24 protein-coding genes and 1 tRNA gene are annotated in these 25,462 nt (G+C 71.6%); 8 read left to right on the top strand and 17 right to left on the bottom strand.

Features of this window, described 5'->3' with window-relative positions:
- Window positions 1-36: 36 nt before the first annotated feature.
- Window positions 37-110 (bottom strand) — tRNA-Pro (locus tag ACFWRV_RS25285).
- A 127-nt stretch (window positions 111-237) separates the two neighbouring features.
- Here ACFWRV_RS25285 and ACFWRV_RS25280 point away from each other — a divergent pair.
- Both ACFWRV_RS25280 and ACFWRV_RS25275 read left to right on the top strand, forming a co-directional pair.
- Window positions 238-963, top strand: coding sequence for a transketolase (locus tag ACFWRV_RS25280; protein ID WP_384338024.1), 726 nt, complete (start codon window positions 238-240; stop codon window positions 961-963).
- Between the two features lie 32 nt (window positions 964-995).
- A complete protein-coding gene (locus ACFWRV_RS25275) occupies window positions 996-1,898 on the top strand; it encodes a transketolase family protein (RefSeq protein ID WP_384338023.1) in 903 nt (300 codons plus the stop codon).
- Between the two features lie 41 nt (window positions 1,899-1,939).
- On the opposite strand, the gene ACFWRV_RS25270 is transcribed toward ACFWRV_RS25275, so the two are convergent.
- A complete protein-coding gene (locus ACFWRV_RS25270; protein ID WP_384338022.1) occupies window positions 1,940-2,323 on the bottom strand; it encodes an MmcQ/YjbR family DNA-binding protein in 384 nt (127 codons plus the stop codon).
- Between the two features lie 334 nt (window positions 2,324-2,657).
- On the opposite strand from ACFWRV_RS25270, the gene ACFWRV_RS25265 reads away from it, so the two are divergent.
- Window positions 2,658-6,158, top strand: a complete 3,501-nt coding sequence (locus ACFWRV_RS25265; RefSeq protein WP_384338021.1) for a ThuA domain-containing protein — start codon at window positions 2,658-2,660, stop codon at window positions 6,156-6,158.
- A 182-nt stretch (window positions 6,159-6,340) separates the two neighbouring features.
- Window positions 6,341-7,069 carry a sugar phosphate isomerase/epimerase family protein gene (locus tag ACFWRV_RS25260; protein ID WP_384338020.1) on the top strand — a complete coding sequence of 243 codons (729 nt, stop codon included), beginning with the start codon at window positions 6,341-6,343 and terminating at the stop codon, window positions 7,067-7,069.
- Between the two features lie 66 nt (window positions 7,070-7,135).
- Here the strand turns inward: ACFWRV_RS25260 and ACFWRV_RS25255 are convergent, their stop codons facing one another.
- From ACFWRV_RS25255 to ACFWRV_RS25240, 4 genes are all read right to left on the bottom strand, one after another.
- Window positions 7,136-8,086, bottom strand: coding sequence for an NAD-dependent epimerase/dehydratase family protein (locus ACFWRV_RS25255; protein ID WP_384338019.1), 951 nt, complete (start codon window positions 8,084-8,086; stop codon window positions 7,136-7,138).
- Window positions 8,087-8,468: 382 nt separating this feature from the next.
- Window positions 8,469-9,299 carry an ABC transporter ATP-binding protein gene (locus tag ACFWRV_RS25250; RefSeq protein ID WP_384338018.1) on the bottom strand — a complete coding sequence of 277 codons (831 nt, stop codon included), beginning with the start codon at window positions 9,297-9,299 and terminating at the stop codon, window positions 8,469-8,471.
- The gene (locus ACFWRV_RS25245; protein WP_384338017.1) at window positions 9,296-10,315 is read right to left on the bottom strand and encodes an ABC transporter substrate-binding protein; all 1,020 of its coding nucleotides are present in this window, start codon (window positions 10,313-10,315) and stop codon (window positions 9,296-9,298) included. The genes ACFWRV_RS25250 and ACFWRV_RS25245 overlap by 4 nt, the downstream gene beginning before the upstream one ends.
- Window positions 10,316-10,363: 48 nt before the next feature.
- A complete protein-coding gene (locus tag ACFWRV_RS25240; RefSeq protein ID WP_384338016.1) occupies window positions 10,364-11,227 on the bottom strand; it encodes an ABC transporter permease in 864 nt (287 codons plus the stop codon).
- 256 nt (window positions 11,228-11,483) lie between these two features.
- Between ACFWRV_RS25240 and ACFWRV_RS25235 the strand changes: the two genes are divergently transcribed.
- On the top strand, window positions 11,484-12,506 hold the full coding sequence (locus tag ACFWRV_RS25235) for a LacI family DNA-binding transcriptional regulator (RefSeq protein ID WP_384338028.1): 1,023 nt from the start codon (window positions 11,484-11,486) through the stop codon (window positions 12,504-12,506).
- A 65-nt stretch (window positions 12,507-12,571) separates the two neighbouring features.
- On the opposite strand, the gene ACFWRV_RS25230 is transcribed toward ACFWRV_RS25235, so the two are convergent.
- From ACFWRV_RS25230 to ACFWRV_RS25210, 5 genes are read right to left on the bottom strand one after another with little or no spacing between them, the layout of a single operon-like run.
- A complete protein-coding gene (locus ACFWRV_RS25230) occupies window positions 12,572-13,156 on the bottom strand; it encodes a GAF domain-containing protein (protein ID WP_384338015.1) in 585 nt (194 codons plus the stop codon).
- The gene (locus ACFWRV_RS25225; RefSeq protein ID WP_384338014.1) at window positions 13,153-13,776 is read right to left on the bottom strand and encodes an ATP/GTP-binding protein; all 624 of its coding nucleotides are present in this window, start codon (window positions 13,774-13,776) and stop codon (window positions 13,153-13,155) included. Before ACFWRV_RS25225 ends, ACFWRV_RS25230 begins: the two co-directional genes overlap by 4 nt.
- Window positions 13,754-14,125: a DUF742 domain-containing protein gene (locus tag ACFWRV_RS25220; protein WP_384338013.1), complete on the bottom strand. Its 372-nt coding sequence runs from the start codon at window positions 14,123-14,125 to the stop codon at window positions 13,754-13,756. Before ACFWRV_RS25220 ends, ACFWRV_RS25225 begins: the two co-directional genes overlap by 23 nt.
- A gap of 2 nt (window positions 14,126-14,127) precedes the next feature.
- A complete protein-coding gene (locus ACFWRV_RS25215; RefSeq protein WP_006128963.1) occupies window positions 14,128-14,562 on the bottom strand; it encodes a roadblock/LC7 domain-containing protein in 435 nt (144 codons plus the stop codon).
- A gap of 5 nt (window positions 14,563-14,567) precedes the next feature.
- Window positions 14,568-16,688, bottom strand: coding sequence for an ATP-binding protein (locus ACFWRV_RS25210; protein ID WP_384338012.1), 2,121 nt, complete (start codon window positions 16,686-16,688; stop codon window positions 14,568-14,570).
- Window positions 16,689-17,110: 422 nt separating this feature from the next.
- On the opposite strand from ACFWRV_RS25210, the gene ACFWRV_RS25205 reads away from it, so the two are divergent.
- Entirely contained in the window at window positions 17,111-18,556 is a 1,446-nt protein-coding gene (locus tag ACFWRV_RS25205) for a glyceraldehyde-3-phosphate dehydrogenase (protein WP_384338011.1), read from the top strand.
- Between the two features lie 153 nt (window positions 18,557-18,709).
- Here the strand turns inward: ACFWRV_RS25205 and ACFWRV_RS25200 are convergent, their stop codons facing one another.
- From ACFWRV_RS25200 to ACFWRV_RS25190, 3 genes are all read right to left on the bottom strand, one after another.
- Window positions 18,710-19,639: an oxidoreductase gene (locus ACFWRV_RS25200; protein ID WP_384338010.1), complete on the bottom strand. Its 930-nt coding sequence runs from the start codon at window positions 19,637-19,639 to the stop codon at window positions 18,710-18,712.
- A 90-nt stretch (window positions 19,640-19,729) separates the two neighbouring features.
- On the bottom strand, window positions 19,730-20,158 hold the full coding sequence (locus tag ACFWRV_RS25195; protein ID WP_384338009.1) for a pyridoxamine 5'-phosphate oxidase family protein: 429 nt from the start codon (window positions 20,156-20,158) through the stop codon (window positions 19,730-19,732).
- An 87-nt stretch (window positions 20,159-20,245) separates the two neighbouring features.
- Window positions 20,246-20,725: a hypothetical protein gene (locus ACFWRV_RS25190; RefSeq protein WP_384338008.1), complete on the bottom strand. Its 480-nt coding sequence runs from the start codon at window positions 20,723-20,725 to the stop codon at window positions 20,246-20,248.
- Window positions 20,726-21,083: 358 nt separating this feature from the next.
- On the opposite strand from ACFWRV_RS25190, the gene ACFWRV_RS25185 reads away from it, so the two are divergent.
- Entirely contained in the window at window positions 21,084-21,845 is a 762-nt protein-coding gene (locus tag ACFWRV_RS25185) for a MerR family transcriptional regulator (protein WP_384338007.1), read from the top strand.
- A gap of 94 nt (window positions 21,846-21,939) precedes the next feature.
- Here the strand turns inward: ACFWRV_RS25185 and ACFWRV_RS25180 are convergent, their stop codons facing one another.
- Together ACFWRV_RS25180 and ACFWRV_RS25175 are read right to left on the bottom strand one after the other, a co-directional pair.
- Complete coding sequence (locus ACFWRV_RS25180) at window positions 21,940-23,163, bottom strand: MBL fold metallo-hydrolase (RefSeq protein ID WP_384338006.1); 1,224 nt, start codon at window positions 23,161-23,163, stop codon at window positions 21,940-21,942.
- Between the two features lie 102 nt (window positions 23,164-23,265).
- On the bottom strand, window positions 23,266-23,706 hold the full coding sequence (locus tag ACFWRV_RS25175) for a PPOX class F420-dependent oxidoreductase (RefSeq protein WP_384338005.1): 441 nt from the start codon (window positions 23,704-23,706) through the stop codon (window positions 23,266-23,268).
- A gap of 112 nt (window positions 23,707-23,818) precedes the next feature.
- On the opposite strand from ACFWRV_RS25175, the gene ACFWRV_RS25170 reads away from it, so the two are divergent.
- Window positions 23,819-24,445 (top strand): TetR/AcrR family transcriptional regulator, encoded by a 627-nt coding sequence (locus tag ACFWRV_RS25170; RefSeq protein WP_384338004.1) that lies wholly within the window; start codon window positions 23,819-23,821, stop codon window positions 24,443-24,445.
- A gap of 10 nt (window positions 24,446-24,455) precedes the next feature.
- Here the strand turns inward: ACFWRV_RS25170 and ACFWRV_RS25165 are convergent, their stop codons facing one another.
- Complete coding sequence (locus ACFWRV_RS25165; protein WP_384338003.1) at window positions 24,456-25,457, bottom strand: DUF6745 domain-containing protein; 1,002 nt, start codon at window positions 25,455-25,457, stop codon at window positions 24,456-24,458.
- Window positions 25,458-25,462: the final 5 nt, after the last annotated feature.

The following is a 25,462-nucleotide window of genomic DNA, read 5'->3' as shown; positions in this document are numbered from 1 at the left end:
CTCCGAAACCGGCCCTCGATCGACGACTGCTTCCAGTCGGGACGACAGGATTTGAACCTGCGACCCCTTGACCCCCAGTCAAGTGCGCTACCAAGCTGCGCCACGTCCCGCTGCCCGCCTGACCTGGGGTTTCCCCCGGCCCGAACGCGCATGAGAACAATACCGCACTCCAGCAGGTGGTCACCAACACCATTCCGCGCTTGACCTCAACCATGGTTGATGTTGAACGCTCGGATCATGACGAACACGACCGCCGCACCTGCCCTCGACCGCCGGGACGCCCCGACCCACGACCGCCAGGACCTGGCCCGCCTGATCGGCCTGATGACCGGAGACGAGAAGCACGCCCCCGCCGCGCATTCCACACTGGACGCCCTGTGGGTGCTCTACAGCAGGGTGCTCCGGGTCACACCGGCCACCGTCGACGACCCCGGGCGGGACCGATTCCTGTTGTCCAAGGGGCACGGGCCGATGGCCTACTACGCCGTCCTCGCCGCGCACGGCTTCTTCGGCGAGGATCTGCTGCCCGGCTTCGGAGCGTACGACTCGCCGCTCGGCCACCACCCGGACCGCCTGCTGGTGCCGGGGGCGGAGATCGGCAGCGGGTCCCTGGGGCACGGGCTGCCGCTCGCGGTCGGGACGGTGCTGGGGCTGCGCGCCCAGGGCCTCGGCGACCCCCGGGTATGGGTCCTGATCGGCGACGCCGAGCTGGACGAGGGCAGCAATCACGAAGCCATCGCCCACGCGGGCCCGGCCGGACTCGAACAGCTCCACACGCTGGTGATCGACAACGCGTCCGCCACCCACGGCTGGCCCGGCGGGATCGCCTCCCGCTTCGCGTCCGCCGGATGGGACGCCGTGACCGTGGACGGGCGCGACCACGAGGCCCTGTACGCGGCGTTCACCACGCCCCACCCGGGCAGGCCGCTGGCCGTCGTCGCCCGCGTCGAACCGAAGAACTGACCCCAGCGAACCGCACTCGGGAGGAACCCCTCATGGACACCATGCGTGACCGATTCATCAGCACCGCCTCACAGCTCCTGGACGAGGAGCCCCGGCTGGCCGTCGTCCTCGCCGACATCAGCGCCGACGGCTTCGCTCCGGCCCGGCGCACCCATCCGGACCGGGTGATCAACGTCGGCATCCGGGAACAGCTGCTGGTCGGGGCCGGCGCGGGCATGGCGCTGACGGGCATGCGGCCGATCGTGCACACCTTCGCCAGCTTCCTGGTCGAGCGCCCGTTCGAGCAGGTGAAGCTGGACTTCGGGCATCAGGGGGTCGGCGGGATCCTGGTGAGCGCCGGTGGCTCGTACGACTGGCCGGCCGGGGGCTTCACGCACATGGCGCCCGGTGACGTCGCCCTCCTGGACACACTGGACGGCTGCACGGTCCACGTGCCGGGCCATCCGGACGAGGCCGAGGCTCTGCTGCGGGAGGCGGCCACCGGCGACGACCGGGTGTACGTACGTCTCTCGCTCCAGGCGAACCGGGAGGCGCGGCAGGTGAGCGGTGCGGCCGGGTTCACCGCGGTGCGCGAGGGGCGGCGCGGGACCGTGGTCGCGGTCGGCCCGATGCTCGACAACGTCCTCGCCGCCACCGAGGGGCTGGACGTGACCGTGCTGTACGCGACGACCGTGCGGCCCTTCGACGCGGCAGGGGTGCGCCGGGCCGCCGGTGCGACCGCTTCCGCGGACGTGGTGATCGTGGAACCGTATCTGGCCGGTACCTCCGCCGCGGCGGCGGGCGAAGCGCTCATCGACCTGCCGCACCGGGTGCTCGGGCTGGGCGTGGGCCGCGCCGAGCTGCGCCGGTACGGTCAGATGGAGGAGCACCTCACGGCTCACGGCCTGGACCCGAAGGGGCTGCGGGAGCGGATCACCGGGTTCCTGCGCCCCTGACCGGCGAGCGCCCCGGGGGGCTGTGACGGCGGCCGCCGCCCTCAGCCGTCACTCTCCCCCGCCTCGCCCAGCTCCGGGTGAGCCGCCGCCAGCCGGCGTGGGGCGACCTGCCGCCAGGAGTCTGCGAGGATGGCGGCCAGCTCGTCCGTGCCCTCAAGCGCCGCCAGCCGGACGCGCATCCACGCGTAGTGGTCGTCGTGCCCCTCGCGGATGAAGAACTTCGCCGGTTCGGCGGCGATCAGCTCGGCACGGTCCTCCTGCGGGCACTTCACGCCCATCGCCGTCTCGTCGTCGCCGAGCGAGGCGAAGATCTTGCCCGCCACCCGGAAAGTGGGCTGCCCCCAGGCGAGCTTCTCGGTGGTGTCGGGCAGGGACAGCGCGACCGACCGGACGTCGGCGGCGGTGATCGTGGCATCGGCGGTCATCCGGGTCTCCGATCGACAGGTGCGACAGCTTCGGCTGGTGAGACGGGTTCAGCTGGTGCGGCAGGTCCGACGCGTTCAGCTGGTGCGGCAGGTCCGACGGGTACGGCTGGTTCTTGGGGCCCGGCGCGAGCCATTGCCGGGATTCGACCGTAACGCCCGGCACCGACATCCACCCGTGATCGTCCCCGCGCCCCGCGTCCCACGTCCCGCCGCCACGGTGGGCGCTGCAGACCCATTGACCCCGTCGGAAGGCTGAACCTACTCTGAACGGCGTACTTCAGAAAGCGCTTTCTATACACCCCACAGTCGGCTTCTACCGCACAGGGAGCGCCCCATGAGACGCCGTTCGTTACGCCGGGCCGGCCGCGTCGGCCGATCCCCCGGCGGCCCGTCCCCCCTCATCGCCGTCACCTCGCTCCTGGCGCTGGTCCTCGCCCTGCTGGTGGCCTCACCGGCCGGCGCGCAGGCGGCCCCCTCGTACCGGGTGCTCGTCTACTCCGAGGTCACCCATTCCGATCACCCCTCGATCCCGGCCGGGATCGAGGCGGTGAAGAAGCTCGGAGCCGAGCACGACTTCGAGGTGGAGGCCACCGCCGACTCCTCGGTCTTCAACGACACGGACCTCGGCCGCTTCCAGGCGGTCGTCTTCAACAACACCAACTCCACCCCGGAGACGGGTGACTTGCTGAACGCCGAGGAGCGGGCCGCCCTCCAGCGGTACATCCGGGCGGGCGGCGGGTGGGTCGGGCTGCACTCCGCGTCCGCCAGCGAGCGCGACTGGGAGTGGTACGAGGGCCTCGTCGGCGCGATCTTCGACAAGCACCCCACCCCGCAGACCGGCCGGATCAAGGTCCTCGACCACGCGCACCCCTCGACGCAGCACCTTCCCGACCTCTGGGAGCGCCAGGAGGAGTGGTACAACTGGCGCACCAACCCCACGTCCAAGGTGCACACCCTCGCCCAGATCAAGGTGCGCGACGGGATCGACGGGCTCGACGAGGGCGTGGACCACCCGTTCTCCTGGTGCCAGAACTACGACGGTGGCCGCTCCTGGTTCACGGCGGGCGGGCACGACAAGGCGTCCTTCGAGGAGGAGGCGTTCGTCCAGCATCTGCTCGGCGGCATCCAGTGGGCGGCCGGCGCGGCGGAGGGCGACTGCACGGCGACGCGCACCGGTTCGTTCCAGCGGACCCCGCTCGCCACGAGCGATCTGGCCGACCCGTTCGAGCTGGCCGTCGCCCCCGACCGCCGGGTGTTCTTCGCTCAGCGGACCGGGAAGCTGAAGGTGATCGACCAGGAGACGATGAAGGTCTCCACCGCGCTGGACTTCGCGTACACGCCGGAGATGACCAGCCAGTCGGACGGACTGCTGGGGCTCACCCTCGACCCCGGGTTCGCGGAGAACAACTGGCTGTATCTGCTCTACTCCGACAAGGTCGAGAAGCGGCTGAACCTGTCCCGGTTCACCGCGGACGGCAACACCGTCGACCCGGCGTCCGAGAAACGCCTGTTGACCGTGCCGACGCTGCGCGGCGAGGGCCGGGCCAACTCGCACATGGCCGGTTCGCTCGCCTTCGACAAGGACGGCAACCTGTACGCGGCGACCGGCGACAACACCGACCCGTTCGCCTCGGACGGCTTCACGCCGATCGACGAGGGCGAGGGTCGCCGGGCCTGGGACGCGCAGATGACCGCGGGCAACACCAACGACCTGCGGGGCAAGGTCCTGCGGATCACTCCCGAGGACGACGGGACGTACTCCGTCCCCGAGGGGAACCTCTTCGCCCCGGGCACGGAGAAGACCCGGTCCGAGATCTACGCGATGGGGATGCGCAACCCGTTCCGGATCACCACCGATCCGCTCAGCGGAGCCCTGATGGTCGCCGACTACGGCCCCGACGCCCGTGAGGCGAAGGCGGACCGGGGGCCGGAGGGCACGGTCGAGTACACCCGTATCACCGAGGCGGGCAACTTCGGCTGGCCGTACTGCATCGGCGACAACACCCCCTTCAACGACTACGACTTCGCCACGAAGAAGTCCGGCCCCACGTTCGACTGCGGGGCGCTGGTGAACGACTCTCCGAACAACACCGGCCTGCGGGAGCTGCCGCCGGCCCAGCCCGCGACGGCCTGGTACGCCTACTCCGCATCGGCCGAGTTCCCGGAGGTGGGAACCGGGGGCGGCGGTCCGATGGGCGGTCCGGTCTACGACTACGACCCGGACAACACCTACCGGACCAAATTCCCGGAGTACTTCGAAGGGAAGGCGTTCAACTACGAGTTGACCCGGCGCTGGTTCAAGACGTTCTCCTTCCAGAGCGAGGACCAGACGTTCACCGATCCCCGGTTCGACCCGGTGAAGGCGGGGGACCTCCAGTCGATCAACGGCATTTTCGAGGACATGGAGTGGAACCAGCCCTTCGACGCGGACTTCGGTCCTGACGGAGCGATGTACGTCATCGACTTCGGACTCGGCAGCGGTACCGGGCGCGGCGGGAGCAACGAGGGCGCGGGCATCTACCGGATCGACTACGTCGGCGACGGCCGGCTGCCCGACGCCAAGATCTCCGTCGACCGGGACAGCGGACCGGACCCGCTGACCGTGGAGTTCTCCAGCGAGGGGTCCGGCCTGCCCGACGACCAACCGATCGGCCTCGCCTGGGACTTCGACGGCGACGGCACCACGGACTCGACCGAGGCCAACCCCACGCACACGTACACAGACAAGGGGCTGCACACCGCGCGGCTCACCGTGACCGGTCCCGACGAGCTGACGGCGCTCGCGGTGCAGGACATCACGGTGGGCAACACCCGGCCTGAGGTGACGATCCAGCAGCCGCCGGACGGAGGGATGTTCGGCTTCGGGGACACCATCCCCTTCACGGTGAAGGTGACGGACGCGGAGGACGACGCGAGCGGTCCGATCGACTGCTCGCGGGTCGTGGTGCAGTCGCAGCTCGGCCATGACACCCACCTGCATCCGCTGGACAACTACACCGGCTGCACGGGGGAGATCGTCACGGACGCCGGGGACAGCCACGGTCCGGGACAGAACCTCTACTACGGGATCACCGCCCAGTACGAGGACAAGGGCGCCCCGGACGCTCCGGCGCTGACCGGCTCCACCTCACTGACCCTGCGCACCTCCTTCCGTGAGGCAGAGCACCGCACGACGACCGGTGGCGCCAACGGCGGCGTGGACATCGGGAGTCGGGCCGACGCGTCCGGCGGGAAGCGGCTGATCGAGATCGAGGACGGTGACTGGGTCGCCTTCGACCCGGTGAACCTGAAGAACGTCGACTCGGTGACGGTAGGCGCTTCCTCCGGCGGGCTCGGCGGCACGGTGGAGTTCCGGGCCGGCTCCCCCACCGGCGAGCTGCTGGGCTCGGTGGACATCCCGAACACCGGCGGCTACGAGAAGTTGATCTCCCCGACGACGGAGCTGAAGGATCCGGGCGGCTCGACCACGCTGTACGCGGTCTTCACCAACCCGGACTGGAGCCCCGGCAAGGCCGACCTTCTCTCGGTCGACTGGCTGCACTTCAACGGCCCGGGCGTGGAGAAGGAGGGCGGTACCACGGTGGCGGTGAAGGCCGAGCCGACGTCCGGCACCGCGCCTCTCGCCGTGTCGCTGAGCAGCACGGTCGAGCCCGCCGAGGGCCGCACGATCGCCTCGTACCACTGGGACTTCGGCGACAACGTGAAGCCTGCCGGGGCCGAGGGGCCGACGGCGACGCACACCTATGACCGCAAGGGCGCCTACACCGCGCATCTGACGGTCACCGACGACAAGGGCGACACGACCACCGGCGCCGTCCGCATCGACGTGAAGTGAGTCGGGGCAACGTGAATCGACGTGAAGTGAGGAGTCTCGTGGGAACGCAGCACGTGAACGGAGCCCGAAGAGCCTTTCTCGGTACGGCGTTGGGGGCGGTGGCAGCCGTCGGACTGGGCGCGGCCCCGGCCGCCGCGTCCGGTCGGCGGGGCTGCCGGCGCATCCCGCCGTCGGGGATCGGCATGCACCTGTACACCATGCGGACGCCGCTCGCGGCGGACTTCGCGGGGACGCTGGAGCAGCTCGCGGAGATCGGGTACGCGACGGTCGGCGTGAGCGGACGGCACGGCAACTCCCCCGCCGCCATCCGGCAGATGCTCGACCGGGTCCGGCTCAAGGCGGTGCTGGAGCACGTCGGCTACGACATCGTGACGGGCACCGGGCTGCCGCAGGCACTGGAGGACGTCCATACCCTCGGCGGTCAGTGGATCGTGGTGCCGAGCCTGCCGGGTTCGCTGCACTCGCCGGACGGATACCGGGAGGTGGCACGGCAGTTCAACCGGGCGGGGCTGGCCGCCCGGGAGTCCGGGCTGAAGCTGCTGTACCACAATCACGGCAGCGACCATGAGGTGGTGGACGGCGTCAGCCTGTACGACATCCTGCTGAACGAGACCGATCCGGAGCTGGTCGGCTTCGAGCTGGATCTGTACTGGGCGGCCGACGGCGGCTCCTCCGACCCGGGCGAGCTGTTCGTCCGGCACCGTGGCCGCTTCCCGGCGCTCCATGTGAAGGACATGGCCCCGAACGGGGACTTCGCGGGCGTCGGGTCGGGGATCCTGGACTTCCCGGCGATGTTCGACACCGCGCGGCAGGGCGGGGTGAAGCAGTGGCTGGTGGAGCACGACGCCCCGGCCGACCCGTTCGCCTCGGCGCGGGCCAGCTACCGGTATCTGTCCAGGCTGCGCTACTGAGCGGTGGTCCGTGGGTTCCGGTCCGGCCCCGGGTGTGCGGTACGGCGCCCGGGGCCGGACCGCGTCTCAGTGGTGCGCGGCGAGGAACTCCTCGTACCAGGCGAGGGTGGCGTCCACTGCCTTCTCCAGCGGGGTGGGGGTGAGGCCGTAGGCCTTCTCGATGGCGGAGGAGTCCAGGATCTGCGGTTCGGTGTGCTGGTAGAACATCTCGGCGTACTCCGCCATGAAGGTCTCGTCGAAGGGGCCGAAGGGGCGGGGCTCGGCGACGACGGTGAGGTCGATGGACCGGCCGGTGCGCTGCTCGACGAGCGCGAGGATCTCGCGGGTGGAGCGGGCCGGCGCGGTGGGCAGGTGCCAGACCCGGCCGTCGCCGTCCGGGTGTTCGCCGAGGGTGGCGAGGCCGGCGGCCACGTCCTCGATGTACGTGTAGCTGTGCGGCAGATCGATGTCGCCGAGCGCGGGTACGGGCTGCCCGGTGAGCGCGGCGGGGAAAACAGCCCCGCCGAGCGTGGAGTTGAGGACCCCGGGCCCGACGAAGTCGGCGGAACGCCCGAGCACGACGGGGAGCCGGCCCTCACGGTGGGCGGCGAGGTAGCGGGCGTCCAGTTCGGCGCGCATCCGGCCCTTCCGGGTGGTGGCGTTCCACGGGGTCTCCTCGGTCATCACCGCGCCGTGCGTCTCCCCGTACGGGTACACCGTGTCGAGCACGACCAGCCTCGCCCCCTCCGCCTCGGCGGCGCCGAGGACCGCCTCCTGGATCTTCGGCATGACCTCCACCTGGAGGTGATAGCCGACGTTGACGCATTGGTGGACGACGCCGGCCCCGGCCACGGCGGCGCGGGCGCCCTCGGAGGTGGCGACATCGGCGGCGTACCGCTCGACGCCGTCGAGCACGGGACCGCTCCCCGACCGGTCGACCAGCCGGACGGGGTGGCCCCGGCGGACCAGCTCGCGAGCGAGGGCGGTACCGGCGGGTCCGGAGCCGAGGACGGTGTGGAGGGGGCGGGTGGTGGCCATGGCAGGTCCCTTCGGGGCGGAGGCGGCGAGAGAAACAGCCCGTTTGCAGGCGCTCACTTCTGTTAGAGACCATAACTTTCGCGAGAGCTAATCGCAAGTGCTCCCGTTAGAGACCTTAACGAGAATGAACAGCCTTATCTGCGGCCGACGACAGCCGGACGCTCCCCGAGGCCCGGGCGTTGCTGGAGCTGATACTCGGTGGTGGCCATCACGGCACCGGGCCCGAGATCGAGCTGCTGGCACGGAGACTGCGCGCGGTCGGCATCGCCGCCTCGGCCGTGCGGCCTTAGCCCCGCCGCGCGGCACTCACCGCCCCCGTAAACGCGCCGGTGCCGGGCAGGAGACCCTGCCCGGCACCAAACACAACCTCGCGAGGACGACCTCAGTCGTGCGCGGACACCGCCCCCAGCAGATCCCGGATGTGGGCCGCTGCCGCCCGGAACTCCGGGCGGCCCAGCGTCTCGCTGTAGTCGCGCTCGGCGGGCAGGCCCACCTCGATGATCTCCGTGACGGTGCCGGGGCGCGGGCTCATCACCACGACCCGGTCGGCCAGGTAGACCGCCTCCGAGATGGAGTGGGTGACCAGCAGGACCGTGGTGCCGGTGGTGCGCCAGATGCGGTTCAGTTCGGTGTTCATCTGCTCGCGGGTGAGGGCGTCCAGCGCGCCGAACGGCTCGTCCATCAGCAGGACCGGCGGTTCGTGCAGCAACGCCCTGCAGAGCGCGACGCGTTGCTGCATTCCGCCGGACAGCTCGTGGGGGTAGGCGTCCTCGAATCCGGTCAGTCCGGTCATCCGGATCAGCTCGTCGGCCCGGCCGCGCGCCTGCGCCGGCTCCATGCGGCGGATCTCGGCCTGGAGCAGGATGTTGCGCAGCGCCGAGCGCCACTCCAGCAGGGCCGCGCGCTGGAAGACGTACCCGATGTCGTGGCGGGGCCCGGTGACACGCTCGCCCCCGAGCAGGACCTCCCCCGAGGAGGCGGTGAGCAGACCGGCCACCAGCTTGAGGAGCGTCGACTTGCCGCACCCGGACGGCCCGACGATCGCGACGAACTCCCCCGGCGCCACGTCCAGCGAGACATCGCTGAGCGCGGTGACATCGCGCTTCTTGCTGCGGAACCGGACCGCCACGTCCGCGAGCCGGACCCCCGCCGCCGGACCCGCCCCGAAGGCGGCGGAGGCGCGCGGGGTCGTCTGCTGCTTCGGCATCGTCATCCCTTCAGCGCCGTCTTCGCGTCCCAGTACTCACCGACGGCCTTCGGCTTCGTGACCATGCCGGCCTCCGCGAAGACGTCGATGGTCTGCTGCCAGTCCTCCTCGGTGTTGACGCCGGGCGCCTTGCCCTCGGTCGCCGCCGTGTGCAGCAGGGTCAGCGTCGTCGCGAACTGCTCGGACAGCACGGCTTTCGGCGGCAGTTGCTCGGAGGCGCCCTCCATCGCCGCCACGGCCGGCTCGGGCGCCTTCGCGGCGGCCGCCCAGGCCTCGCTGACCGCCTTCACCATCCGCTCCGCCACCTCCGGCTTCGAGCTGAGGATCCTCTGACCGGCGAGCAGCCCGTTGGAGTAGAAGTTCAGGCCGTGCTCGGAGAACCGGAGGTAGGAGACCGGCTTCTTGGCCTTGTCCTGCATGGTCGGGCCCTGGTCGCTGGCGTAGCCGAGGAGCCCGTCCGTCTTCCCGGAGATCACCGCGGCGATCTTGCCCGCCGGGTCGGTGTTCTGGACGGTGACGTCGGATTCCCCGATGCCGTTCTTCTTGAGGAAGATCGGGAAGGTCTTCGACAGCGCGTCCCCGGCCGTCCCGGCGATCGTCCGCCCCTTGAGGTCGTCGGGGGCCCCGATCCCCTTCGCGTCGAAGGACTGCACGGAGGCCGGGGTGGTCTGGAGGAAGACACCGAGGCTCTTCACCTTCACGCCCTGGTCGACACCCGCGAGCAGGGCCGGGGTGTCGGCCCAGCCGAAGTCGCTCTGCCCGGCGGCCGTCGCCTGGACCGTCTTCTGGGAGCCCTGGCCCGCCCGGATGTCCAGGTCGATGCCGTGCTTCTCGAAGATCTTCTGCTGCTTGCCGTAGTAGAACGGCGCGTGTTCGCCGTACGGATACCAGTTGAGCGTCAGCGTGACCTTGTCCAGCTTCTTGCCGGAGTCGCTGGTACTGGTCGACGCGTCCTCGCCGCCGCAGGCGGTGGCCACCAGGACGAGGGGTACGACACCGATCAGGAGTCTGCGCGCATGCATGGGCTGGCCCTTCTCGCAACGGGGAGGTACGTGGGGCACCTTGGGTGCTCAGTACGTGGTGGTGGCCGAGGACTCCCGGCGGCTGGCGTGCCACGGCAGGAGCAGCTTCTCGGCGATCTCGACGACGACGAACAGCACGACGCCGATCAGCGACATGACCAGCAGCCCCGCGAAGAGCATCGGGGTGTCGAGGTTGCCGTTGGCCTGGAGGATGACGTAGCCGAGGCCTTCGTTGGCTCCGACGAACTCGCCGACGACCGCACCGGTCACCGCGAGGGTGACGGCCACCTTGAGTCCGGAGAACAGGTGCGGCAGGGAGGCCGGGAAGCGGATCTTCACGAAGGTCTGCCAGGGCTTCGCCCCCATGGTGGCGGACAGTTGGAGCATCTCCGGGTCGACGGCCTTGAGCCCGGTGACCATGGAGATCACCACCGGGAAGAAGGCGATGAGCACGGCGATCAGGATCTTGGGGGCGATACCGAATCCGAGCCACACCACGAACAGCGGGGCGATGGCGATCTTCGGCACGACCTGGGCGAAGAGCAGGATCGGGTAGAGCGTGCGCTCCACCGTGGAGGAGTACACCATCACGACGGCCGCGAGCACGCCGACGGCGACCGCGATGACGAAGCCGAGGAGCGTCTCGTACGTCGTCACCCAGGTGTGCTGCCAGAGGTACCCGGTCTTCGAGGTCAGGACGTCGAGCGTCGCACCGGGCGACGGTACGAGATAGGCCTCGATCAGCTCGGCGGCCGCGATCGCCCACCAGACCACCAGGGCGGCCAGCAGCAGGGCGAGGGGCCGCCAGCTCTGCTCGACCGCTCGGGCGAGCCGCTCCCCCGCCGTGGGACCGGCCCTGCGGGCGACCCCCGCCACATCGGCGGGGCGCTTGGTAAGCGCGCTCTGGCTCACGGTGAACTCCCTGGACTTCGGGGGCAGTTGTGGAGAGCTGTGCAATGCTGCGATGCTGCGGACCCGAACCGTGAAGGCGCTTTCAGAAAGCGCTTTCTGGTAAGGTGCCGCCACGCTAATGACTGCTCCCGCGCACGGTCAATAGGTCGTCCCGAAGTTTCGGGGCCCTGCCACCACCGCACCCCTGGGGGTCGAGTTGAGTGAACGGGAAACACCGGTCCACCCCGATACGCGACGACGGGCCCCCGCCGCCCACGTGACGCTCGACGCGGTGGCGCGCGAGGCGGGCGTCTCGCTCGCCACCGCGTCCCGCGCGCTGAACGGCACCACCCGGGTCCGCGACGACCTGCGCGGCCGGGTCCGCGCGGCGGCCGATCTCCTCGGCTACATCCCCAACGCCCATGCCCAGGCCCTCGCGAGCCCCGAGGGCAACCGTACGGTGGGGCTGATCTGCCACGACGTCGGCGACCCCTACTTCGCCGGCATCGCCGGCGGGGTGATGCGCGCGGCGGCCGAGCAGGATCTGCTGGTGATGCTGGCCTCCACCTTCCGCGAACCGGCGCGGGAGATCGCGTACGTCTCGATGCTGCGGGCCCAGCGGGCGCGGGCCATCCTGCTGATCGGCTCGGGCTTCCAGGACCGGGCGTGGGAGCGGGCGATGGACGCGGAGCTGGAGCCGTACGTCCGGGCGGGCGGCCGGGTCGCGGTGGTCAGCCGGCACCGGAGTATGCGGGTGGACACCGTGCAGCCGGAGAACCGGGCCGGGGCGGCGGCACTCGCGGCCTCGCTGGTGGCACTGGGGCACCGGGACTTCGCGGTGCTCAGCGGGCCGCCAGAACTGACCACGGTGGCCGACCGGTTGGCGGGGTTCCGCGAGGGGCTCGCCGGCGCGGGCATCACCCTGGAGCGAGTGGTGCGGGGCGCGTTCACCCGGGAGGGCGGGCACGCGGCGGCACGGGAGCTGCTGGCCGCCGGGGGCGCGCGGCCGACCTGTGTGTTCGCGGTGACCGACGTGATGGCGGTCGGCGCGCTGGCCGCTCTGCGGGAGGCAGGGGTGCGCGTCCCCGCGGACATGTCGCTCGCGGGGTTCGACGACATCCCCGTCGTACGGGAGGTGTCGCCGCCGCTGACCACGGTGGCACTGCCGCTCACGGAGATGGGCGAGCAGGTGATCGCCCTCGCCCTGCGGACGCCGTCGGGGACGGGGCGCTCCCGGGTCCTGCGGATCGAGGGGAACGTGGTCCTGCGGGGCAGTACCGGTGCGCCGCCCGGGAGTTGAGCATGACACCGCACCGCATCACACCGCACCGCCGACGAGAGCGGGGGGTGCCGAGGGCGGCGGTGTCAGGCGGTGTGGTGGCCCTCCCGGTCGTCGATCTGGCGGACGAGTTCATGGGCGAGCGACTTGATGGTGTCGAGACCGGCCCGCCCCCAGGGGCGCGGCACGGTGTCGACGGCGCAGACGGTGCCCAGGGCGATGCCGGTGCGGTCGATCAGCGGCGCCCCGAGGTAGGAGCGGATGCCTATGTCGTCCACCACCGGATTGCCCGCGAAGCGCGGGTAGTCGCAGACGTCGTCCAGAACGAGGGCCTTGCGCCGGACGAGGACGTGCGGGCAGTAGCCGTGGTCGCGGGCCATGTAGCGGCTGCTTCGGTTGCTGCCCGCGGCGGCCGAACCGAGTTCCTGGCCTCGGCGGTTGCCCGCCGGGGTGTGCAGCCCGGCGAAGAACTGCCGGTTCTCGTCGATGAAGTTGACCATCGAGAAGGGCGTCGCGGTGACTTCGGCCACCTTGTCGGCGAAGGCGTCGAAGTTGTCGTAGGAGGAGTCGGGGCGTTCGCCGAGGTCCAGTTTCCGCAACCGCCGTGCGCGGGCGGGGCCGTGCCGGTCGGTGGGCGTGAGAAGCATCCGGCCGGTGGCGAAGGATGTCACGGGTGGGCTCCGAAGGTCTGGAGTGGGGCGGGGGCCGAGGTGGCGTTGATGAGGTGCTGTACGAGCGTGACGAGGGCGCCCGTGCCGGAGCTGGCGATCCGGGCGTCGCACAGGACGACGGGCACCTCGGGCCCGAGGTCGAGCGCGGAGCGGACCTCGTCCGGCTCGTAGCGGTAGGCGCCGTCGAACTCGTTGACGGCGACGATGAATCCGATGCCGCGTCGTTCGAAGAAGTCCACCGCGCCGAAGCACTCCGCGAGGCGCCGGGTGTCGGCCAGCACCACCGCTCCGAGCGCGCCGTGGGAGAGCTCGTCCCACATGAACCAGAAGCGCTCCTGGCCCGGTGTGCCGAACAGGTAGAGCACGTGCTGCTCGGAGAGGGTGATGCGGCCGAAGTCCATGGCGACGGTGGTGGCCGTCTTGGACTCGACGCCCTCCAGGCTGTCGGTGCCCACACTGCTCTGGGTCAGCAACTCCTCGGTGGACAGCGGGGCGATCTCGCTGACCGCTCCCACGAACGTCGTCTTGCCGACGCCGAATCCTCCGGCGACCAGAACCTTGAGGGCTACGGGGAAGAACTCGGGGGTTCCGGTGCGGTCAGAGCTGTCGTCGTAAACCATCGAGCACTGCCTCCAGCAGGGATCGGTCGGTGGGCATGTCGTGGAAAGCGGGAGCGTGCGCGGTGACCGCGCCGCAGGCGACCAGGTCGGAGAGGATGACCTTGGCGACGACCGCGGGCAGCCGGAGGTGTGCGGCGATCTCGGCGACGGACATCGGCCCCTCGCACATGCCGAGGGCGATGGTGTGTTCCGGGCCGAGCGGAACGTCCGGGTCGATGCCCGTGGCCATGATCAGGGACAGCAGGTCGAACGCGGTGGACGGCCGGGTGCGGCCGTTGCTGATCGTGTACGGGCGGATCAGCCGGCCGGCCGCGTCGTCGAGCAGGGGCCCGTCCTGCGGGGCCGGCACCCTCAGATCCCCGGGGTGAACGGCGCCCCGGCCGGCTGCCGCAGCGGGGTCGTCAGATAGGGGCGGACACTCTTGACCAGCATCGCCATCTCGTAGCCGAGCACCGCGGCGTCCGCCTCGCGCCCGGCGAGGACCGCGAGACACGTGCCGGATCCGGCGGTGGAGACGAACAGGAGCGTGGAGTCCAGTTCGACGACCACCTGCCGGACGTCCCCGTTGTCCCCGAAGCGGGCCCCGGCGCTGCGGCCCAGCGAGTAGAGGCCGGCGGCCAGGGCCGCCATGTGGTCGGCGCTGTCGGGGTCCATGCCGTGCACGGATTTCACCAGCCCGTCGGCGGAGAGCAGAACCGCGCTGCGCGTGTAGGGCACGCGCTGGACCAGTCCGCTCAGCAGCCAGTCCAGGTCCGAGACCTGACCGGACGGCATATCGCTCGTCATGGTGTCTACTCCTTGAAGGTGGTGTCTTTGCGGGGTTCCGGGCCGGCCTGGCCCGGCACGAAGGGCTCGGCCGTGAACGCTCCGGGCTCGCCCGCTTCGCGGTCGTGGGCGCCCTCGGCGTAGGTGCCGCGCTGATACGTGGCGGTGTCGTGCGGGTACGCGTCGGGCGGGTAGCTGTCCGGTACGGGCAGGCCGGCCGCGGGCAGCGCGTGGTCCGGCAGCGATGCCCGGCCCGGGACGGGGCGGTCGGGCGGAGCCGTGGCTCCGCGTACGGGAAGCGGCGAGAGGGATTCCAGGGGGGCGTCGAGTGCGGTCTGCCCCCCGGTCCGCGTGCGGCCGGGGCTCCCGTAGCCGCCGTCGGGGCTCTCCTCCTGGGCGTTCTGGGCCTCGGCGAGGTCGACGCCGCGCCGGAAGGCCGCCATGAGGCCCGGATCGTGCAGGGCGTGCTCGTCCTCGACGCGCGGGGCGGGTGCTTCGCGGAGCTGCGGGACGAGGCTTTCCTGGTTCGTCCGCTTGGGCAGTTCGGGCCGGGCGGGCGGCGGAGCCGAGTGGTCGCGCTCGTGGACGATCGCCGACGCGGGCCGGCCGTCGCGCTCGGGCGGGGAGGCGGGCGGAGTCGGGCGGTCGATGCGCTCGGCGCGCAGCGGGAGGGGCGGCGCCTCGCCCGCTGGCGGTTGCGGGCGGCCGTTCGGCCCGTGGCCGGGCGCCTGGTGCGGCACAACCGTGGGAGCCGGGGCCGCGGGCACCTGGGCTACGGACGTCCGGGCCGGGGCCGCGGGCCGGGGCGTGCCGCTCCGCGGCGGAGCGGCGGAGGCGCCGGCCTCGACGGGCGGCCGGTGCACAGCGCCGGGGGGCGGCACGGGCACGGCGTCGGGCGACGGCGGGGCGTCGGGATCGGCCCCGAGCAGCGACTGCGGGAGGACCAGCACCGCCTGCGTACCGCCGTAGATGTTGCTCTGGAGGCGGACGGCGATGCCGTGGCGGCGGGCCAGGGCCGAGACGACGAACAGGCCGATCCGGCCGTCCTGGAGCAGATGGGCGACGTTGACCTGGTCGGGGTCGGAGAGCAGGGCGTTCATCCGCTTCTGCTCGTGGTCCGGCATCCCGAGACCGCGGTCCTCCACCTCCAGGGCGAGCCCGGCGGTGACGTGCTGGACGCGCAGCAGCACCTGGGTGTGCGGGGCGGAGAACACCGTGGCGTTCTCGACCAGCTCGGCCAGCAGGTGGATCACATCGGCGACGGCGTGGCCGCGCAGGGTGCCGTCCATCGGCGGGACCAGCTTGACCCGGGGGTACTGCTCGACCTCGGCGATGGCCGAGCGGAGCACCTCGGTCATGGTGACCGGGTTGCTCCACTGCCGCCGGGAGACGGCCCCGCCGAGGACGGCGAGGTTCTCCGCGTGGCGGCGGATCCGGGTGGCGAGGTGGTCGACGTGGAAGAGGCCCTTGAGGAGGTCGGGGTCCTCGACCTCGTGCTCCAGCTCGTCGAGGATCTGGATCTCGCGGTGGACGAGGGATTGCAGCCGTCGCGCGAGGTTGACGAAGACCTCGACCTTCTGTTCGTTGCCGGCGCTGCTGAAGAGCTGGGACGCCTGGACGACGGCGGCGACGGCGGCGTCCTGGCCCCGCGCCATCTCCTGTCCGAGCAGGTCGAAGGCGTCGGCCCCGGGCGTGGGGGGTTGCGCCGGTCGCCGCGCGGCGACGGTTTCCCCGTTGCGGAGCTGTTCCACCACCCGCTGCAGCTCGGCCTGTCCCTGGGCGCTGGCGCGGCGGAGCGCGAGGGCCCGGTCGAGCACCTGGCCCGCCACGCGGTTGGCGCCGAGGTAGGCGGCGGCGACGGCGGCGACGGCCAGGGCGGCCGATCCACCGAGCGCGGCCCAGAGGCTGGGCGAGGAACCGGCGTCTCCGGCGCGGACGGTGAAGATGACGGCCGCGGCGCCGCTGAGCACCGCGGCGACGGCCGGGAGAAGCGCGGTCCGCAGCAGCTGGGGGCGGATGCGGGCGTCGGGGGAAGGCCCTGTGGCGCGTGGCCTGCTCGGGGCCGAGTGGCCGCGCGTGCCGGGGCGGCCGTGCCGCCCGCCCTCACGGCGGTCCGGTCGCGCGTCGGGTGCGCGAAGTTGAGACATCAGCGTCCTCGGTACAGGGGGCACCGGGGATCGGCGGTCGTGCCGGCGTCCATGTGGTGGCCCCTACGGTGGTCGGTCAGGCGCGGGTCATCGGTCGGGCAGGCCCGAACGTCATGAGCCCACCGTTGATCACCGGGCACACACGGTAGTCGTCAATGACGTATGCGCGACGGGCAGTTGTCGAACTTGCCCGCCATCCGTCCCACTCTGGTATGACCTCTCGCACGCGCGCCCGATTGCGCCGCCTTGGCCCAGAATCGGCCCGCGCCGGCGCCGGCCGCCCACATGCTGGACACCGCGAGCCCGTCAAGACCCCGCACGGGGCTCCGATTCAGGGTTTACCCGCAGGTAGGGCACCGCCCGAAGGGGCGACGACGCGGCCGGTTACCATATGAGCGCCGCCTAGCTCGAAAGATAAACTTGTGACTGTCAATGACGACTCGTTCACCAACTGGATGCACCGCGAGGAGATCGCGGAGTCGATGATCCCGATCATCGGGAAGCTGCACCGCGAGCAGGACGTGAATGTCCTGCTGCACAGCCGCTCCCTGGTGAACAAGTCGGTGGTCAGCATCCTCAAGACGCACCGCTTCGCCCGGCAGATCGCGGGCGAGGAGCTCTCGGTCACCGAGACGATGCCCTTCCTGAAGGCTCTGACGACGCTCGATCTCGGCCCCTCCCAGATCGACATAGGCATGCTGGCCGCGACGTACCGGGCCGACGGGCGCGGACTCTCGGTCGAGGAGTTCACCGCCGAGTCCGTCGCCGGGGCGACCGGCGACAACAAGATCGAGCGGCGCGAGTCGCGCGATGTCGTGCTCTACGGTTTCGGCCGCATCGGACGGCTCATCGCCCGCCTGCTCATCGAGAAGGCCGGTTCGGGCAACGGCCTGCGCCTGCGGGCCATCGTCGTCCGCAAGGGCTCCGGCCAGGACATCGTCAAACGCGCTTCGCTGCTGCGGCGCGACTCGATCCACGGCCAGTTCCAGGGCACGATCACCGTCGACGAGGCGAACAGCAAGATCATCGCCAACGGCAACGAGATCCAGATGATCTACTCCGACGACCCGACGACGGTCGACTACACGGCGTACGGCATCAAGGACGCCATCCTGATCGACAACACCGGCCGGTGGCGCGACCGCGAGGGCCTGTCCAAGCACCTCCAGGCGGGGATCGCCAAGGTCGTGCTCACCGCGCCGGGCAAGGGCGACGTCCCCAACATCGTGCACGGCGTCAACCACGACACGGTCAAGCCGGACGAGCGGATCCTGTCCTGCGCGTCCTGCACGACCAACGCGATCGTCCCGCCGCTGAAGGCGATGGCCGACGAGTACGGCGTACTGCGCGGGCACGTGGAGACCGTCCACTCGTACACCAACGACCAGAACCTGCTGGACAACTACCACAGCTCCGACCGCCGTGGCCGTTCGGCGGCGCTCAACATGGTCATCACCGAGACCGGGGCCGCCTCGGCCGTGGCGAAGGCGCTGCCCGACCTGGACGCCCCGATCACGGGCAGCTCGATCCGCGTCCCGGTGCCGGACGTCTCGATCGCGATCCTCAGCCTGCGGCTGGAGCGCGAGACCACCCGCGAGGAGGTCCTCGACTACCTCCGCAACGTGTCGCTGGCCTCGCCGCTCAAGCGCCAGATCGACTTCATCAGCGCGCCCGACGCGGTCTCCAGCGACTTCATCGGCTCGCGCCACGCCTCGATCGTCGACGCGGGGGCCACCAAGGTCGACGGCGACAACGCGATCCTCTACCTCTGGTACGACAACGAGTTCGGCTACTCGTGCCAGGTCATCCGGGTCGTCCAGCACGTCTCCGGGGTGGAGTACCCGACCTACCCGGCCCCGGCGGTCTGACCCCGGCGCTCGTCCGGTACGTCGCCCGGTGCCCGGCAGGTCCTCCTGCCGGGCACCGGCGTCTCTCCCGACTTCCCTGCGCCCAGAGCCGGGCGTCCGCCTCGCCAACGCGCCCCCGGGCCGCACGACATGTCTTCGGCGCTCCCTCACGCGTCACACGGCGTCGGCGTCCAGCCCGGTCAGCCGGGCCGACTCGTCCCACAACGCCCGTGCCGTGGAGGCGTCCTGGGCGCGGTGCGACTTCCTGGCGGGCGCGGGGGCTCCCCGGGTCTCGCCGAGCCGGGCGGGGCCGTAGTAGGAGCCGCCCGGGGCGTCGGGCAGCGTCGCCGCGTACAGGACGGGCAGGGCGCCCGCCGAGGCCGGCTGGGTGTACAGGCGGGAGGTCCGCTCCAGCTTCGCGGCCCAGTTCCGCCCGGCCAGGCGCGGCCCGGCCTGCCCCAACTCCGTGGCGGAGAGGCCGGGATGGGCCGCCAGGGCGACCAGGTCCCGGCCGGCGGCGCGGGCTCGCCGGTCCAGCTCGTTCGTGAACAGGAGATTGGCGAGCTTGGACTGGCCGTAGGCCCGCCATTTGCCGTACGAGCGCTCGGCGTTGAGGTCGTCGAGATCGATGCGGCCGATGCGGTGGCCGAGCGAGGAGAGGGTCACCACGCGCGCCGGGCCCTTGACCCCGAGGACCGGGAGCAGGCGGAGCGTCAGAGCGAAATGCCCCAGGTGGTTGGTGCCGAACTGCATCTCGAAACCGTCCGCCGTACGGAGTGGCGGCAGGGCCATCACCCCGGCGTTGTTGACCAGCAGGTCGAGCCGCCCGTCGACCTCCTTGGCGATGACCTCGGCGGCCTCGGCCACGCTGCTCAGATCGGCCAGGTCGAGGCGGACGAGCCGCACGTCCGAGCCGGGGGCGGCCCGGCGGACGGCTTCCACGGCACGCCGGCCGCGCTCAGGGTCGCGGCACGCGAGAAGGGTACGGGCGCCGGAGCGGGCCAGCACGAGGGCGGTCACCGCGCCGATGCCGCTGTTGGCGCCGGTGACCACGGCGGTGGTCCCGCCGAGGTCGGGCATGTCGTCAAGGGTCCAGGAGTGCATGGGGCACCCCTCCCCCGTGTCGGCGTCGCCACACGTGGAAGGCCCCCGCCGGTCCGGGGGGCCTCCGTGTGCGGGCCGCACGGCCGGGGCTCAGACCTGGCCGAGGTCCGAGCTGACCCAGCGCTCGGGGCGCAGGGTGATCACCACTTGCTCACCGTGGTTCTCCCAGGCGAAGTCCACGTAGCCGGCGACCTTCTCGGCCGGGAGGTAGCGCGCCGACACCTCCTCCAGGTCCGCGCGCGTCGCGGGGCGGGTGTCGATGACGCGTCCCTCGACGGAGACGTACCGGATGGTCGGCTCCAGCCGGTCGACCAGCAGCGTGAACCGGCCTGCGGCAGCGATCAGTTCAGCCTTGCGCGAGGTCCGGCCGGTGAGGATGCGGACATCGCCGCCTGCTTCGTACTCGTACCAGATGGGCACGCTGAGCGGGGCCCGGTCGCCGTCCCCCGAAGCGACCGCCAGCGCGGCGACATGGGGTTCGGCGAGGAACTGCTCGCGCTCTTCACGGGTGAGTGCCACGGGACTCTCCTTCGTACGGGGATTTCGGGGGCTGCCCCAGTGTGCCCGCGCGCCGGGCGTGTCTCCCGTCCCCGCCGTCGGCGTGTCCTAAGCGGTGCCCGGGGATCGGGGAACCTCCTCGGCGCGCCGTACGACGGCCGCCCCGCGCAGTGCGACCGCGCACCAGACGGCCACCAGCAGCAGCCCCGCCGCAGCGAGACCGGCGACTTCCAGAGGCTCCGGCCGCCAGCCGAGGGAGAGCCGCGTGCCGATCATGACGACGCCGATGACGGCCGTCTCCGGTTCGTAGACCGGCACCCTGGCGGCCACGAACCGCAGGACGGCGGCCAGCGTCAGGCCGATCACGGTCCAGGCGAGCAGATAGGGCCAGAGCGCTCCCGGAGCGGCGGGCGGCAGACCGAACTCCTCCGGCCCGATGCGGAACAAGGCGCCCACCCATCCCAGCGCCACTCCGGCGGCGGTGACGGCCGCGGCCCACACCGCATGGCGCCAGAACGGGCCGGGGCGGACGCTCGCGTCGTCGTCGTCGTAGCTGTCAGCGGTGGCCGGAGACTCAGGAAGATCCATCACGCTTGATGAGACGCGCACCGGGCGGAGATCGTTGCGCCACTTCCGCGAAGAGACCGCGCAGGCCCGTCCCCGGCCGCCCCGAAACCGCCCCAAACGGCCCGGAACAGCCGACACTTGGGCTCCCGGGCAGGAGCAAGGGCCATGGCGGTCACCGGGCCTGACGAGCATCGAGGTCAGCCTCTCCATGACCGTCGAGGAGGGCCGGTGCTGAGCCCGGCCGTGCCGCCCGGTGGCCCGGTCCGCCGACGGGTGCGGATCGGGGCTTGAAGTTGCCCCTGCGGCAGCTTCTACGGTCATGACCAGGGCCGGAGAAGCCGGCCCGGTGAGGCGCTTGTGAGGGAGTGAGGACGTGGCGATGGACTGGCCGATCTCCGAGGTCGCCCGGATGTCGGGGGTGACCGCCCGGACACTGCGGCACTACGACGAGATCGGTCTGCTGCCGCCGGCCCGGATCGGCTCCAACGGCCACCGCTACTACGAGGAGCACCAGCTTCTGCTGCTGCAGCAGATCCTCGTGCTGAGGGCGTTGGACGTAGGGCTGCCGGAGATCGGCAGGGTCCTCGCCGACCAGGTCGACACGTTGGAGGCCCTGCGCGGACACCATCTGCGGCTGCTCGCCGAGCGGGACCGGCTGGACGCCCTGGCCGCGACCGTCTCCCGCACGATCGCCGAGCTGGAACAGTCCAGAAAGGACGGTAGGCCCATGGCCGCGATCAACCGACCGGAGAACCTGTTCGAGGGCATCCAGCCCTCTCAGTACGAGGGGAATCTGCGCGACTTTCCCGAGCTCGCCGAGGAGGCCGGCCGACGGGCGGCCGCCATGACCCCGGCCGAGACCGAGGCCGGACAGCGCGAGCGCACGGCGCTGATGATCCGGCTGGCCGAGCACATGGCCGCGGGCGCCCCGGCCGACGCCGGGCCCGTGCAGGCCGAGATCGAAGCGCAGTACCGGGCGCTCACGGCACTGCACGCCGTGTCCGCCGACGAATACCGGGCGATCGGGCGCTCCTGTGTGGACAACGCGCAGTGGCGCGCCGCGTACGAGGCCATCGCCCCGGGGCTGGCCGCGTATCAGCGGGACGCCATCGAGGTCTACACGGCGTCCCGGCTCGCCTGACGGCCACGCCAGGCTCCAGGGGCCGCCGCCGGACGACCCGGCGGCGGCCCTCAGGTGTGAGCGGTACGGGAGGAGTGCTCCGCCGCGCGCGTGGTCAGCGCTCCCCGGCGAGGTCGAGATCGCCCCGCGCCGCCGGTGCGGGGCCGGGGCCGGGGTCGGGCGCGGTTCCGGTCTGCTCCCCGGCGAGGCGCCACGGGCGGGCGAGCACGGGCGACAGCGCTCGCCACCAGGACTCCACGGGGAGCACCCCGGCAGGCTCGAACGGTTCGCCCGGGCGGGGAAACGCCACCGGCTGGTCGGCCTCCTCGCCGGCGTCCTTCGTCCACTCGCCCGGCTCCGCCCAGGCGTGCGGCGCCAGGTTGAACGTGCCCCAGTGGATCGGGAGCAGCACGCCGTGCGGGCGGCCGCCCTGGAGGTCCAGGTGGGCGCGCATGCCTTCGGCGGGGGTCATGTGGATGTCCGGCCAGTACTCCGAGTACGCGCCGATCTGGATCATGGTGGCGTCGAAGGGCCCGTGCTCGGCCCCGATGTCCCGGAAGCCGGGGAAATAGCCGGTGTCCCCGCTGTGGTAGATCCGGTGCTCCGGGCCCGTGACGACCCAGGACGCCCAGAGGGTGTGCTGCCCGTTGCGCAGCCCGCGCCCGCAGAAGTGGCGTGCGGGGGTGGCGGTGAGGCTGATTCCGGCGACCGTCGCGGTCTCGTTCCAGTCGAGCTCGCGCATCCGGTCGGCGGGAACGCCCCAGCGCTCCAGATGGGCTCCGACACCGAGCGGCACGGCGAAGACCGTGTCGGTGCCGGCCAGTGCGCGGATCGTCGGCAGGTCGAGGTGGTCGTAGTGGTCGTGGGAGATCACGACGACGTCGACGGGTCCGAGCGCGGCCAGCGACAGCGGAGTGGGGTGCAGCCGCTTGGGCCCGGCGAACGGGAACGGGGAACAGCGCTCGCCCCAGACCGGGTCGAACAGGATCCGTCGGCCGTCGATCTCCGCCAGCACGCTGGAGTGGCCCATCCAGGTCAGTCGGAGCCCGGTGACGGGCGGTGCGGCCAGATCGGCGAGGGTCGTGGGATGGACGGGCACGGTGCCGTTCGGCGTCCTGCGGGCCCGCTGCTCCTTCTGGAAATAGATCTTGGCGAATTCGACGGTGGACCCGGAGGGCCTGGTCCGGGCTCCCACCGGGTTCTGGAACGCTCCGTCGACGAAATGGGGCGAGCGGCGGATGCGCTCCATCCGCGCTCCGGCCGGATCGGCCCCGAAGGACTCGGTGCGCATCGAGCGCAACTTGGTGCGGAGCGGAAGCAAGTAGTCAGCGCCGGTCACAACATCTCCTGAGGGAGTCGGTGTCGTCTCATTATGGTCGGCCTGTACGACAGGGCGAGCAGAGGATGCTGAACGGGGCAGCCGCTCCGGCCGTCGGGGGTGTCAGCCACGTGGTTGCCCGTAGACGTGGTCGATGTGCAGGGTGAGCAGCACCCTGCGGTCCTGGACCATGGCCCGCCGGTAGTCGTCCCAGTCGGGGTGCTCGCCCCGGACGTCCCGGTAGAGCCCGATCAGGGCCTCCACCGTGGCGTCGTCGGCCGCCGCGGCGGGCGGGGTCAGCTCGGCGGTCGCGTCGGCGACGGTCCACGCCCAGCGGTCGTCACTGGTGACGTGGTAGCTAGCCCGGGGGTCGCGCCGCAGGTTCCGGGTCTTGGCCCGGCCCTCGGTGATCGAGACGCGGATGACCTGCTCGTCGGGGTAGTAGGCGTGATTGACGTTGGACAGCTGGGGGCGTCCATCCTGCTTGAGGGTGACCAGAACACCGCCGTCGTGCTCGCCGAGCAGACGGAGCAGTGCTTCCTGTGCCGGTTCGATGCGCGTCATGCAGGATGCAACGTCCGAGGCGGCCACAGGATTCCGGTGCGGGCACCTTCCCGTCACCTTCTCGGCCGCCGTATCACCATCGCTGACCTGGCGTATTGGTTAGGGTGTCCCGGTGGCAAGAGTCCGGTTGAACGTGGCGGAGCGGCGTGAGGAGCTGCTGCGCGCGGCGGTCGAGCAGATCGAGGTCCGCGGGGTCTCGGCCGTCCGGATCGCCGACGTTGCCTCGGTGCTGGGCGTGAGCAACGCGCTCGTTCTCTACCACTTCTCGACCAAGGAGAAGCTGGTCGCGGCGGCGTTCGCGTACGCGGCCGAGGGCGATCTCGCCCACCTCCGCAAGCTGCTGGCCCGCCGCACCAGCGCTGTACGACGGCTGCGGGCCGCCGTGCGGTGGTACGCGCCGACGGGGCAGGCCAAGGGCTGGCGGCTGTGGATCGAGGGCTGGGCGGCCTCCCTGCGCGACGCCGCCCTCCGTGAGGTCGCCGGCGACCTCGACCAGCGGTGGAAGGCGGAGCTGGCCCAGGTCATCGAGGAGGGCGCCGCCGCCGGAGAGTTCCGGTGCGAGGATCCCCGGTCGGCGGCCTGGCGGCTGACCGCCCTGCTGGACGGGATGGCGGTGCAGACGACCTCGTACTCGGGTCCGCTGTCCCGGTCCACGATGCTGCGGTGGACCGACGAGGCGCTCGCCCGCGAGCTGGGCATCGACCTCGCGGACCTGACCGGCTCCCCCGCCGGCGGCTGACCGCCCGGTCTCAGGTCTGGCGCACCGGGGCGTAGACCGCACCCTCCAGTCCGAACGTCCAGGCGACCCCGTCCTTCGCGGTCCGGGTCGCGGGTGGCACGCGAAGCCAGTAGGTGCGGTAGGTGCCGTCCGGCTCGGGGGTGGAGTTGACCACCTCGACCATCACCACGTCCTCGTCGCCGTCGAGCGCGATGCGCCAGAGGATGCCCGTCTCGTCGCGGTGGACGGGCTCGGCGCCCGACTCGGTGAGATACCGGTCGTAGCCGTAGTACTCCAGCATCACGCGGCGCAGCTCCGCGTTCTCCTCGGCGCGGATCCGCTCGGGGGTGAGGGCGGACAGCTCGGCCAGGAACGCGGCGGGAACGGGCATGCCGCGCCAGGCGTGGAGGGCGAACCCGTCCCCGTACGCCAGGGCCGGGCCCTCGCCGTGGTCGAGCCGGCCCGCCTCGTCCCGGTGGAGGACGTCGGGCCGCTCGGTGATGACCACGGCCCTCTCGTAGGGCCACCACCAGCCGGCGTTGCGGGCCACCTCCGCGAGGCCCGTCAGCCGGTCGCCGCGCCCGTCGAAGGCCGCGAGCCAGGCGGCGTCGTGCTGGCCGAGGACCGCGTCCAGGAGCACCAGCCGGACGGCCCCCTCGTCCTCGGGCCGCGGCGCCAGGTCGGCGACGACACCGGTCCGTATCCGTTCGGCGAGGGCGGCAGTGGTCTCCCACAGCTGCGCTCCGGTGGCGGACCAGAGCGCCGACCAGCCCGCCGGGCCCAGCTCGTCGTACATCCGGCGGCGTTCCTCGGCCCAGGGACGGGTGCGGACCTCCTCGCGCACCGACCGTCCGGCGTCGGTCAGCTTCTCCACCGTCTCGACGGCGGCCCGGGGCGATGGGGCCCAGATGATCCGGTCCGGCTCGGCCAGTCCGGCGGTGCGGTAGGCGCACCGCACCCCGGCCTCGGCCGCCACCCGGTCCGCCCGGCCGGTCGCCGCCGCCACGCTCCGCCAGGAATTCACGTTCTGCATCGGTT

Origin of the sequence: Streptomyces sp. NPDC058576 (genome assembly GCF_042718715.1) — a bacterium.
GTDB lineage: Bacteria > Actinomycetota > Actinomycetes > Streptomycetales > Streptomycetaceae > Streptomyces.
Note: the sequence above shows the minus strand (reverse complement) of the source record. Positions and strands in the feature narration are given on the sequence as shown.